The organism is Streptococcus sp. SS-4456 (assembly GCF_036680365.1).
Lineage (GTDB): Bacteria > Bacillota > Bacilli > Lactobacillales > Streptococcaceae > Streptococcus.
This window is the reverse complement of the sequence record NZ_JAVIHI010000003.1, coordinates 19702-31699: the sequence shown is the minus strand read 5'-3', so window position 1 is coordinate 31699 and position 11998 is coordinate 19702. Positions and strand designations below refer to the sequence as shown.

At 42.9% G+C, this 11998-nt stretch carries 10 protein-coding genes; all 10 read left to right on the top strand.

Annotated elements, in window-relative coordinates; genetic code table 11:
- The first annotated feature begins 419 nt into the window (after positions 1-419).
- Positions 420-1799 (top strand): ABC-F type ribosomal protection protein Vga(F), encoded by a 1380-nt coding sequence (gene vga(F) / locus RFK25_RS01430; RefSeq protein WP_332410918.1) that lies wholly within the window; start codon positions 420-422, stop codon positions 1797-1799.
- 89 nt (positions 1800-1888) lie between these two features.
- Positions 1889-3964, top strand: a complete 2076-nt coding sequence (pbp2b, locus tag RFK25_RS01425) for a penicillin-binding protein PBP2B (RefSeq protein WP_332410917.1) — start codon at positions 1889-1891, stop codon at positions 3962-3964.
- An 8-nt stretch (positions 3965-3972) separates the two neighbouring features.
- Positions 3973-4569, top strand: coding sequence for a recombination mediator RecR (recR, locus tag RFK25_RS01420; RefSeq protein ID WP_024408566.1), 597 nt, complete (start codon positions 3973-3975; stop codon positions 4567-4569).
- Between the two features lie 82 nt (positions 4570-4651).
- Positions 4652-5698, top strand: a complete 1047-nt coding sequence (locus tag RFK25_RS01415) for a D-alanine--D-alanine ligase (RefSeq protein ID WP_332410915.1) — start codon at positions 4652-4654, stop codon at positions 5696-5698.
- A gap of 89 nt (positions 5699-5787) precedes the next feature.
- Positions 5788-6165 carry an OsmC family protein gene (locus RFK25_RS01410; protein ID WP_332410913.1) on the top strand — a complete coding sequence of 126 codons (378 nt, stop codon included), beginning with the start codon at positions 5788-5790 and terminating at the stop codon, positions 6163-6165.
- A gap of 2 nt (positions 6166-6167) precedes the next feature.
- Positions 6168-7244, top strand: a complete 1077-nt coding sequence (locus tag RFK25_RS01405; protein WP_332410912.1) for an ABC transporter permease — start codon at positions 6168-6170, stop codon at positions 7242-7244.
- A gap of 9 nt (positions 7245-7253) precedes the next feature.
- Positions 7254-7922 carry an ABC transporter ATP-binding protein gene (locus RFK25_RS01400; protein ID WP_024407021.1) on the top strand — a complete coding sequence of 223 codons (669 nt, stop codon included), beginning with the start codon at positions 7254-7256 and terminating at the stop codon, positions 7920-7922.
- 54 nt (positions 7923-7976) lie between these two features.
- A complete protein-coding gene (locus tag RFK25_RS01395) occupies positions 7977-9380 on the top strand; it encodes a UDP-N-acetylmuramoyl-tripeptide--D-alanyl-D-alanine ligase (protein ID WP_332410909.1) in 1404 nt (467 codons plus the stop codon).
- A gap of 199 nt (positions 9381-9579) precedes the next feature.
- Positions 9580-10266 carry a YwaF family protein gene (locus tag RFK25_RS01390; protein WP_332410906.1) on the top strand — a complete coding sequence of 229 codons (687 nt, stop codon included), beginning with the start codon at positions 9580-9582 and terminating at the stop codon, positions 10264-10266.
- A 144-nt stretch (positions 10267-10410) separates the two neighbouring features.
- Positions 10411-11955, top strand: coding sequence for a peptide chain release factor 3 (locus RFK25_RS01385; protein ID WP_332410905.1), 1545 nt, complete (start codon positions 10411-10413; stop codon positions 11953-11955).
- Positions 11956-11998: the final 43 nt, after the last annotated feature.

The window sequence follows — 11998 nt, the reverse complement described above, 5'->3', positions numbered from 1 at the left end:
TATTTGATAATTTAGTCTTTTAGTTTGCTTTTAGTACTTGCTCCAACAGTCTATTCCTAGACTGTTGGAGGTCGTAAATAGAGCGAATGATGTTCGCACCAAAAGCTGCAGGCTGCTTGTACAGTCGGGTGACTGTACAAGGTTGGAGATTGAACTTGCGAAGCAAGTTACTTCTACATAGTACGGCAAAGCGAGTTCAAACAATCCAGTGGAATGTTTGAAGTTGGAAATAAGGAAACGATGTTTCCTCTTACGTCGAAGTAATAAAAGATAAACTAAATGACTACACAGGGATAAGACTGCTCATAAGGGCTTAGTATTCATGTGACTTTTTCCATTGGAAAAGGTCATGTTTTGCATGGCTTTTTTGTATGCACTTTTTGAAGATATAAGTCCTTTTACGAAGAAAAGAGGTCTATATGGAAGTGATAAAATGTATTCGATTAGAGAAGGAATTTGCGGGACGTAGTTTGTTTACAATCCAGCAGTTGAGCCTTCAAGCTGGTCAAAAGGTTGGTTTGGTTGGAAATAATGGTGTTGGCAAGTCTACTTTTTTGAAAATTTTACTAGGACTGGATAGGGATTTTACTGGTCAGATTGAGGTAAAAGCAGACTGGGCCTATGTACCCCAGTTACAGGAAAGGAGCTCGCTTTCAGGTGGGGAACAGGTTTGGAAGTCTATTCAAGAGGCTTTTGCCCAAAGACCACAGATGTTAATCATGGATGAACCGACTGCCAATCTGGATCAAGAACACCAGGAAAAGCTGATCAAGCAAATCAAACGTTTTCGTGGCAGTTTACTGCTTGTCAGTCATGATCGGTATTTTCTCAATCAAGTAGCCAGTCATATTTGGTATTTAGAAGAAGGAAAGGTTCAGGTTTATCCTGGGAATTACGAGGCATTTGTAGAAAGTCGCCGGGCTAGTCGAGAAGGGCAGCAGGAGGCCTATGAAGCCTATCAGAAAAAAGTTGCCCAACTGAAAAACGCCCAACATGAACGTCAAGCTAAGGCTCAGAAGATGGGGAAGAAAAAGAAAGGTGTCTCATCGTCTGAGTGGAAGGTTAATGCTATGATGGGTTCCTATGATAGTCAAGCCAAGTCTATGGCCAAGACTGCCAAGCATTTGGAAAAACGGATAGAGCGTTTGGACAAGGTTGAACAACCTAGAAAGGAAAGGTGGGTAAAGATGGAAGCCAAAGGTGCCTTGGATACAGGTCTTCACAGTCTCTTTCGCTTGCAGGCTGGTCAGCTCGGGATTGAGGAAACCTATTTATTTGATTTTCCTCAACTTGGCATGACTTTTGGGGATAAACTAGCTTTGGTTGGGTCAAATGGTACTGGGAAAACCAGTTTTGTTCGGAAATTGATTTCAAAAGAATTAGAAGGCTATTACAATCCAAAATTAAAAATTGCCTATTTCTCCCAGGATTTGACCAGTCTCAATGAAGAGGAAACAGCCTTTGTGAATGCTAGCTCGACGTCGCTTCAAGATAGGGTAACGGTTCTCAATTTATTAGGCATGTTGGGACTTTCTTATGATAAGACCCAGCAGAAGGTGGCAAATTTATCTGGTGGGGAACGTGTTCGGCTTTCCTTGGCCAAAGTATTATTGACTGATGCTAATCTCTTGATTTTAGATGAGCCGACTAATTTTTTAGATTTGACAGCTATTGAAGCCCTGGAAAGATTTTTGAAGGAATACCAGGGAAGTATCTTGGTGATCTCTCATGACCAAGACTTTGTGGACAAGGTCGCAACAAGTAAATGGTGGATAAAGGATGGTAGCTTAATAGACTAGAAAAAATTTCTCAAAAGGAAGCTAGGTCTAAAAAATATTTTTTTCCTGTGGTATAATAAGAAGGATATTTCTAGAATGAGGTCGGTGAATTGAAAAAAAGGCAGGAACATTTGGTGGATAATAATGGGAGTTTTATTGCCATCCGTCTAAATATTTTATTTTCTATCGTTATTTTCTTATTTTTGGTCTTGATTTTGCGTTTGGCAGACATGCAGATTGTCAACCATGATTTTTATAGCAATAAGTTATCAACTGCTAGCCAAAAGATTATCAGCAATGGATCGGTTCGTGGGCAGATTTATGATGCGCAAGGTAAGCCACTTGTGGAAAATCAGATTCAACAGGTCGTTTCCTTTACCCGTTCCAATAAGATGTCAGCCCAGGAGATGAAGGAAGTAGCAAATAAGCTCTTGCAATGGGTCAAGGTGTCTGATGTTTCGGTGACGCAACGGGACAAGGCAGATTATTATTTGGCGGATACAGAGGTCTATAAGCAGGTTGTAGAGAATCTGCCAAAAGATAAACTCTATGATTCGGCTGGCAACTATCTGGAAGAAGCAACAATCTATGCCAATGCTGTTGAAAGTCTTTCAGCAGATTTGCTGAATTATTCTGAGCAGGAAATCATGGCTGTGGATCTCTTTAAGCAGATGAATGGGGCGACCTATTTTTCAACTGTAAACCTTGTGACAGATGCCTTGTCAGCAGAACAGGTAGCTCATATTGTAGCCAATGAAAGTCAACTTCCAGGTATTTCTACGACCAATAACTGGCAGCGGAATATCCTACCGACCTCCTTGAGTTCGGTTATTGGAACGGTAACAAGTGAACAGGCAGGTTTGCCAGCCGAAGATGCAGAGTATTATCTGTCTAAAGGCTATTCGCCAAATGACCGAGTGGGAACTGCCTACCTCGAAAAGCAGTATGAAGAAGTCCTACAAGGACAACGTGAGAAAAAGGAAATCAATCTGGACCGAAATGGTAATGTGGAGAGTATTAAGACGATCCAAGAGGGTCAGCAAGGAAATAATATCAAGCTGACTATTGATCTAGCCTTTCAAGATGGGGTCAATGCTATCCTAAGTAGACATTTTCAAAATGAGTTAGCAACGGGGTCTGCTTTGTACTCGGAAGGTGTCTATGCGGTTGCCTTGGAACCATCAACAGGAGCTGTCTTAGCCATGTCTGGTTACAGTCATGAAAAAGGGTCGGGTGAAATTACGGAAGATGCTCTGGGAACTATTACCAGTGTCTTTACACCTGGTTCCATCGTCAAAGGAGCTACCATTAGTGCAGGTTGGGAAAATGGGGTTATTTCGGGCAACCAAGTCCAACTGGATGAGCCTATTTATTTTGCTGGCTCTGCGCCGATTACTTCCTGGTATGGAGCTTATGGTTCCTTTAACATTGATGCGACAGAAGCCTTGGAATATTCTTCCAACATCTATATGGTTAAAATCGCCTTGGGCTTGTTGGGTCAGACCTATGAACCAAATATGTACCTCAATGATGGTGACACCTTGACCAATGCCATGAACAAACTCCGTACCACTTTTGGTGAATTTGGCTTGGGGTCTTCTACGGGTATTGACTTGCCTTTAGAGTCCACAGGTTTCTTGCCGGAGGAATACACAACTGCAAACTTTATTACCAATGCTTTCGGTCAGTTTGATAACTACACACCTATGCAGATGGCCCAGTATGCTGCTACCATCGCCAATAATGGAACTCGTATTTCGCCTCATCTGGTAGAGGGAATTTATGGAAATAATGAGCAAGGTGGTTTGGGTGATTTGATTGAAACAGTTTCAGGGAAAGAAATGAATCAGGTCAATATTTCAGCTGATGATATGGCTACCCTACGTCAAGGCTTCTATCAGGTTGTCAATGGCGGTGGTCGCTTTATCACTGGTGCAGCTATTGGGCGTGGAGCAGCGGTTACTGTAAGTGCCAAGACAGGTACAGCCGAAACCTATACGACCACCCCATCTGGTGATGTTGTAACAGCTGTTAACACAAACGTTGTGGCCTATGCCCCTAGTGACGCCCCAAAGATTGCCGTAGCAGTTGTTCTGCCAAACTTGACCAATGAAAATTCGACAACAACCAAGACCATTATTCAAGAGATTATTAACCTCTATTATTCACTTTATCCAACCTATTAAGGAGGCTTATGCTTTACCCTACCCCTATTGCCAAGCTAATTGACAGTTATTCGAAACTGCCTGGAATTGGTATCAAGACAGCCACACGTTTGGCCTTCTATACCATTGGTATGGAAGATGATGTGGTCAACGAATTTGCTAAAAATCTCTTGGCTGCCAAGAGGGATTTGACCTATTGTTCGGTTTGTGGCAATTTGACAGACCAGGACCCTTGTGGCATTTGTCAAGACACCAGTCGTGATCAGTCCACCATCTTAATAGTCGAGGATAGTCGAGATGTGACAGCCTTGGAAAATATCCAAGAATATCACGGTCTTTACCATGTCTTGCACGGCTTGATTTCCCCAATGAATGGCATTGGACCAGACGATATTAACTTAAAGACCTTGCTAACTCGTCTAATGGAAAATGAAGTGACAGAAGTCATTGTAGCGACAAATGCAACAGCAGATGGTGAAGCGACATCCATGTACATCTCACGTGTCCTAAAGCCAGCGGGAATTAAGGTTACTCGCTTGGCGCGAGGATTGGCAGTCGGAAGTGACATCGAATACGCAGACGAGGTTACGCTATTGCGGGCTATCGAGAACAGAACAGAACTATAGACTTGAAAACCAAATTCAGATGACAATTTGAAAATTTATGCTATACTAACCATAGTAATTTTGAATTAGAAAAGGAAAAGATATGTCAAAAGAAACCTTGATTTTACTATACGGTGGCCGATCAGCAGAGCGAGAAGTATCAGTATTATCAGCTGAAAGCGTCATGCGTGCCATCAATTATGATAAATTTTTTGTAAAAACCTATTTCATTAGCCAGACAGGGGACTTTATTAAGACGCAAGAGTTTTCTCAAACACCGTCTGCCGATGAAAAACTCATGACAAACGCGACAATTGTTGAAGAGCAAAAAATCCGTCCGAGTGATATTTATGAAGAAAATGCAGTCGTTTTCCCTGTCCTTCACGGACCAATGGGGGAAGATGGATCGATCCAAGGCTTCTTGGAAGTGCTTCGTATGCCGTATGTTGGTACCAATATCTTGTCTTCCAGCGTTGCCATGGACAAGATTACAACTAAGCGTGTTTTGGAATCAGCTGGCATTGCCCAGGTACCTTATGTAGCCGTTATCGAGGGTGAAAATATCGCCGATAAGATTGCTGAAATTGAAAACAAATTGATCTACCCAGTCTTTGTTAAGCCGGCCAATATGGGCTCAAGTGTTGGTATCTCTAAGGCGGAGGACCTAGCAGGTTTGCAAGCGGCGCTTGACTTGGCCTTCAAGTATGACAGCCGTGTTCTTGTTGAGCAGGGTGTCAATGCGCGTGAGATTGAGGTTGGTCTTTTGGGAAATGCTGACGTGAAAACAACGCTTCCGGGTGAAGTAGTGAAGGACGTTGCTTTCTATGACTACGATGCCAAATACATCGACAATAAGATAACCATGGAAATCCCAGCTAAGATTGATGAGTCTATCATGGACACCATGCGGGACAATGCTGCCAAGGCCTTCCGTGCTATCGGTGGCTGTGGTCTATCTCGCTGTGATTTCTTCCTGACAGAGGAGGGGGATATCTTCCTCAACGAACTGAATACCATGCCAGGATTTACCCAGTGGTCCATGTATCCACTCCTTTGGGATAACATGGGACTTGCTTACTCAGACTTGATTGAAGAGCTTGTTCGTTTGGCTAAGGAAATGTTTGAAAAACGGGAAAGTCACCTCATTTAATTATTATCAAGATTGGAATCATTCCAATCTTTTTTCTTGCAAAGGTTTGCTAAAAGGATTAGAATTGTTTTTATTATGTGGAGGTGTTTATGTATCAAACGACAGTAAAAGGAGAAGGTCTATTTCAGGCAATTTCTCAGGGCTACGGAGACCCGATTCGTACCTTTGGGGTGACGGAAAAGGGCGAAACTCCAGTTAGTCTAGTTAATATTGCTTTGGCTGCCTGCGTGACTATGTGCGTGCAGGGCTACTATGCCAGCCAAGAAGGTAATAAAACAATGCCTGTTCAAGTTACTTCTCAGCTGGAAGATAGACAATTCGAAGTATCTGTCCGACTTGCTGAAAAAGTTTCGGAAGAAAAGCGAGCTGCCATCGCAGCTTATGTGGAGCAGAAATGCAAGGTAAAAGCACTTTTGAGTGACGATATTAGTTTCGCCATTCATTTTGGACTTTTGGAAGAGGTGTAGGCATGTTTTTAGCAATTGAAGAAATGCGACAAAATAAGTTGCGTTATGGCTTGATTTTAGGATTATTAATCCTGATTTCTTACTTGGTCTTTTTCCTGACAGGTTTGGCTTATGGCCTCATGCAGGAAAATAGAGCAGCAGTCGATAAGTGGCAGGCAGATTATGTTCTGCTCAATTCAGAAAGTAATCGACTGATTACGGCCTCAAAAATTGATACAACCTTATTCAATCAGGTGGATGCTAGTGACAAGGCCTTGATTCGCCAACAGGCTGGAGTTGCCTATGTGGATGAAAATGCCAGTTCAGACGAAAAAGAAAAGGTAAACATCTTTGCCGTTGAATCTGATAGTTTTATCGTCCCAAATATTGTAGAAGGTCGTTTGTATGAAAAAACGGGAGAAGTCCTTGTAGACAAAAGCTTGTCAGAGGTAGAAGGTTTTGGGCTTGGAGATCAAATCTATCTGTCAGGTTCTGATGAAAAAGTGACCATTGTAGGTTATACAGATAATGCCTACTTTGGAGTGGCGCCTGTTGTATATATGGATTTTACGGCATTTGCAGAATTGATGCAGGCTGATAAACAACAAGCTGCAACGAGTAATCTTGCCAGTGCCATTGTCGTTCGTGGAGATGTCGCTTCTCAAACAGATGAGCTGGAAAAAGTTGCCATTGCAGACTTTATTGAAAATCTGCCAGGATATAAGGCACAAAATATGACCTTTGGCTTTATGATAGGATTCTTGATTGTCATCTCAGCTATTGTTGTTGGAATTTTTATCTTTGTGTTGACAACACAGAAATCACCGATTTTTGGCTTGATGAAAATTCAAGGTCTTTCAAATGGCTATATTTCAGGTTCTGTATTGGCTCAAACCTTCCTACTTGCTGGTTTGGGAACCGTCCTTGGATTGGCTGGAACGTATTTGTCATCCCTTATCTTGCCGAGCGCTGTTCCGTTTGAAAACAACTGGACCTTCTATATTGCAATCGGTTTGGCTCTGGTTGTATTTGCCCTATTGGGTGCTATTTTCTCTGTAGGTTCTATCTTTAAGGTAGATCCATTACGAAATCTATCTTAGGAGGTTGTTATGAAAACACTTATTTTTGAAAATATTAGTAAGACCTTCCAAGATGGCAGTCAAACCATTACGGCTCTTAAACCAACAAATTTTAGCATTGAAGAAGGCGAATTTGTTGCCATCATTGGACCATCAGGGTCTGGGAAGTCAACATTTTTGACCTTGGCAGGTGGTTTACAAACACCGACTACGGGCCGTGTTTTAATCAATCAATCGGACTATTCTGATTTACCTGAGAAAAAACGTGCCAAATTGCGCTATAAGGACATTGGTTTTGTCTTGCAGGCTTCCAATTTGATTCCATTTTTAACAGTCGAAAAACAATTAACCTTGGTTGATAAGGTCAATAAGAAAGCTGATCCGAGCAAGCGAAACGAACTCCTATCTGAATTGGGTGTGGACCATCTCAAAAACAAGTTCCCTAAGGATTTGTCAGGCGGAGAACGTCAGCGTGTAGCTATTGCCCGTGCACTTTATAACGATCCAGCTTTGATTCTAGCTGATGAACCAACAGCCAGTCTAGACAGTAATCGCGCTTTTGAAGTGGTTGAGTTATTAGCTAAGGAAGCCAAAGAGCGGAACAAATCCATTATCATGGTAACGCATGACCAGCGCATGATTGAAAAATGCGACAAGGTTTATGAGATGAAAGATGGTGTCCTGACTCAAGTTCGGTAAAAAGTGGTATAATAGAAAGAGCGAAAGCTCTTTTTTAGTTTATTGGAGAAATACATGAAATTAACCCTACATGAAATTGCTCAGGTCTTGGGCGCAAAAAACGATATTAGTCTTTATCCCGATACAGCACTCAACAAGGTCGAGTTTGATAGCCGACTCGTCACAACTGGTGACCTCTTTGTTCCCCTCAAGGGAGCGCGTGACGGTCATGACTTTATTCCTGTGGCCTTTGAAAATGGCTGTGCGGTAACCCTATCTGAAGTCAGCCTTGATGTTCCCCACATCTTAGTAGATGACTGCCTGGCTGCGCTTCAACAATTAGCGGCCTACTACCTAGAGAAAACAGGGGTAGAAGTCATTGCTGTGACAGGCTCAAACGGTAAAACGACCACCAAGGACATGATTCATGATGTTCTGGCGACGACTTACAAGACTTACAAGACACAAGGCAACTACAACAACGAAATCGGTCTGCCATACACCGTCCTCCACATGCCTGATGATACAGAAAAACTGGTCTTGGAAATGGGGCAGGACCACTTGGGAGACATTCATCTTCTATCCGAAATTGCTAAACCAAGTCTATCAGTTATTACCCTCTTTGGCGAAGCCCATTTGGAATTTTTCGGCTCACGAGAAGAGATTGCCAAAGGAAAATTACAGATTGCGGACGGCATGGTAGCGGGAAGTAAATTGCTGATTCCAGCAGATCCGATTGCGGATAAGCTCTTGCCGAGCCATGTAGAACTCATTCGCTTCGGTGAACAGGCTGATTTGCAGGTGTCCAGTCTTGTCGAGTCCAAGGATAGCCTGACCTTCACCGTCAACTTTATGGACGGCGACATTTTCCTCCCAGTAACGGGCAAGTACAATGCCACCAATGCCATGGTAGCAAGCTACGTAGGTAAGACTTTGGGTGTGCCAGATAAGGCAATCAAGTCAGCCCTAGCTGGTCTGAACTTGACCCGCAATCGTACCGAGTGGAAGAAGGCGGCAAATGGAGCAGATATTCTCAGCGATGTCTACAATGCCAATCCAACGGCTATGCGCTTGATTTTAGAAACCTTCTCTAGTATTCCAGCCAATGAAGGCGGTAAGAAAATTGCTGTGTTAGCAGACATGAAAGAACTTGGCAGTCAGTCGGTTGACCTTCATAATCAGATGATTTTGAGCCTGTCACCAGATGTACTAGATACGGTCATTTTCTACGGTCAGGACATTGAAGGCTTGTCCCAGCTAGCTAGTCAGATCTTCCCGATTGGCAAGGTTTATTTCTTTAGGAAAAATGCAGAGCAGGATCAGTTTGAAGACTTGGTTAAACAGGTTCAGTCAGTTTTAGGGGCCAATGATCAAATTCTGCTCAAAGGCTCAAACTCAATGCAGTTAGCTAAAGTCGTTGATATTTTAGAATGTGAGAAGAGGCTGGGAAAAAAGCCCAGCACCGCTTCTCAACGTTAGTGTCAACATCTCAGCGCAGTGGTTGATTGGCAGATTTGTTCGTGTTTTACACTCCAAATCTGACCTAATCAACTGTGCGGGGGTGGGAAGACGAACTCTTATATGGATGGTCGAGTTCTTTCCCACTCCCTTTTTAGTTATCCTTGTCAATTTTTGACTAATTTGATATACTAATTAAATAGTAGCTAGGAGGGACAATATGACAGAATTCTTTACCAATCATATTTCACAAGGTCCTGATTTATCGAGTTTTGAGCAAATGGGCTTCATTCTACTTTTATTATGTTTTCTATTTCTAAGTTTGAAATTCTATCAGAAAAGATGGTTTAGAGGCTTGTTTTACATTCTTCTAGCCACTCAAGTTATTAGTCTATATACCTGGCATATTGTACAGTCTATTCCCTTATTTGAAAGTCTTCCCTTTTATCATTGTCGTCTGGCTATTTTGGTTCTTTTGTTTGGAAAACCGGGAGCAATCAAGCGTTATTTTGCTTATTTAGGGCTATTTGGCTCAGTAATAGCATTTTTACATCCAGTCTTTGACCCATACCCTTTTCCTCATCTTACTTTTTTCACTTATGTGGTTGGACATTATGCTTTGGCTGTCAATGCCTTGGTATATTTGCTGGGGGAGCAGTCCTTTGAAAAACTTTCTCTGAAACAAATCCTTTCTTGGACATTGCTGATGAATAGTGTGATTTTTATGGTCAATGTATTCACAGGAGGAAACTATGGTTTTCTAAGTCACCTGCCCCTAGTCAATAGCCGGATAGCTAGTCTGAACTTTTTTGTTGTAAACTTGGGTTTGGTGCTAGCTATTGAAATGACCCAAGTGGCTTTTCTATCTTATTGGAAGAAACATGAAGGTTTTATCTTACAAGAATGATTTTCCAAGTGTTTGAAAAATTCCATTATTTCCGATATAATAAGAGAGTTGCAGTAGTTGCTCTCTTTTTTTGTACTCTTTTGATTTGGTGGGCAAAAGAAGAAGTTAGCTCTGCTATGGACCAAAGAAAAAGGAATAACGATCATGTCACTACAAGAAGAAATCAAGAAACGCCGCACTTTTGCGATTATCTCTCACCCGGACGCGGGTAAGACCACTATTACTGAGCAGTTGCTCTACTTTGGTGGTGAAATTCGTGAGGCAGGGACGGTCAAGGGGAAAAAGACTGGTAACTTTGCCAAGTCTGACTGGATGGATATCGAGAAACAGCGTGGTATCTCTGTTACCTCATCTGTCATGCAGTTTGACTATGCAGGCAAGCGGGTCAATATCCTAGATACACCAGGGCACGAGGACTTCTCAGAAGACACTTATCGGACCTTGATGGCGGTGGATGCGGCTGTCATGGTGGTGGACTCTGCCAAGGGTATCGAGGCTCAGACCAAAAAGCTCTTTGAGGTTGTGAAACACCGCAACATTCCAGTCTTTACCTTCATCAACAAGTTGGACCGTGACGGCCGTGAGCCACTTGATTTGCTGCAAGAGCTGGAAGAAGTCTTGGGCATTGCCAGCTATCCAATGAACTGGCCGATTGGTATGGGGAAATCCTTCGAGGGACTCTATGACCTCCATAACAAACGTTTAGAACTCTACCGTGGTGACGAGCGTTTTGCAAGCTTGGATGAAGGCGACAAACTCTTTGGCTCTAACCCATTTTATGCACAAGTTCTGGATGATATTGAACTTCTGGCGGAAGCTGGAAATGAATTTTCAGAGCAGGCGATTTTGGACGGCGATTTGACACCTGTTTTCTTCGGATCCGCCCTGACAAACTTTGGTGTGCAGACCTTCCTTGATACCTTCTTGGAGTTTGCTCCAGAGCCACATGGTCACAAGACAACGACAGGGGATGTCATTGACCCGCTCAATAAAGATTTTTCAGGCTTTGTTTTCAAAATCCAAGCCAACATGGACCCTCGTCACCGTGACCGTATCGCCTTTGTCCGTGTGGTTTCGGGCGAATTTGAACGCGGCATGGCGGTCAACCTGCCTCGTACAGGCAAGGGAGCTAAGTTGTCCAACGTGACCCAGTTCATGGCCGAGTCACGTGAGAATGTGGAAAATGCAGTAGCGGGGGACATTATCGGGGTTTACGATACGGGGACCTATCAGGTAGGAGATACCTTGACCGTAGGCAAGAACAAGTTTGAATTCGAACCGCTGCCAACCTTTACCCCTGAAATTTTCATGAAAGTTTCTGCTAAAAACGTCATGAAACAAAAATCCTTTCACAAGGGAATCGAGCAACTGGTCCAAGAAGGGGCTATCCAGCTCTACAAGAACTACCAGACTGGCGAGTATATGCTTGGTGCCGTTGGTCAGCTCCAGTTTGAAGTTTTCAAACACCGCATGGAAGGCGAATACAATGCAGAAGTAGTCATGTCCCCAATGGGTAAAAAGACAGTTCGCTGGATCAAGCCAGAAGACCTGGATGAACGCATGTCATCAAGCCGCAACATCCTAGCCAAAGACCGCTTTGACCAACCAGTCTTCCTCTTTGAAAACGACTTCGCCCTCCGCTGGTTTGCGGACAAATATCCGGATGTGGAGTTGGAAGAGAAGATGTAATACGCTTTGAAAATCAAGTTAAAACTTCGTTAAGTCGCTTCGA

What these genes read in the sequence shown, in the direction of transcription:
- RFK25_RS01400 (WP_024407021.1), top strand. Translation starts at nt 7,254, where the DNA reads ATGAAAACACTTATTTTTGAAAATATTAGTAAGACCTTCCAAGATGGC.
- RFK25_RS01385 (WP_332410905.1), top strand. Translation starts at nt 10,411, where the DNA reads ATGTCACTACAAGAAGAAATCAAGAAACGCCGCACTTTTGCGATTATC.
- RFK25_RS01405 (WP_332410912.1), top strand. Translation starts at nt 6,168, where the DNA reads ATGTTTTTAGCAATTGAAGAAATGCGACAAAATAAGTTGCGTTATGGC.
- RFK25_RS01410 (WP_332410913.1), top strand. Translation starts at nt 5,788, where the DNA reads ATGTATCAAACGACAGTAAAAGGAGAAGGTCTATTTCAGGCAATTTCT.
- RFK25_RS01390 (WP_332410906.1), top strand. Translation starts at nt 9,580, where the DNA reads ATGACAGAATTCTTTACCAATCATATTTCACAAGGTCCTGATTTATCG.
- recR (WP_024408566.1), top strand. Translation starts at nt 3,973, where the DNA reads ATGCTTTACCCTACCCCTATTGCCAAGCTAATTGACAGTTATTCGAAA.
- RFK25_RS01395 (WP_332410909.1), top strand. Translation starts at nt 7,977, where the DNA reads ATGAAATTAACCCTACATGAAATTGCTCAGGTCTTGGGCGCAAAAAAC.
- RFK25_RS01415 (WP_332410915.1), top strand. Translation starts at nt 4,652, where the DNA reads ATGTCAAAAGAAACCTTGATTTTACTATACGGTGGCCGATCAGCAGAG.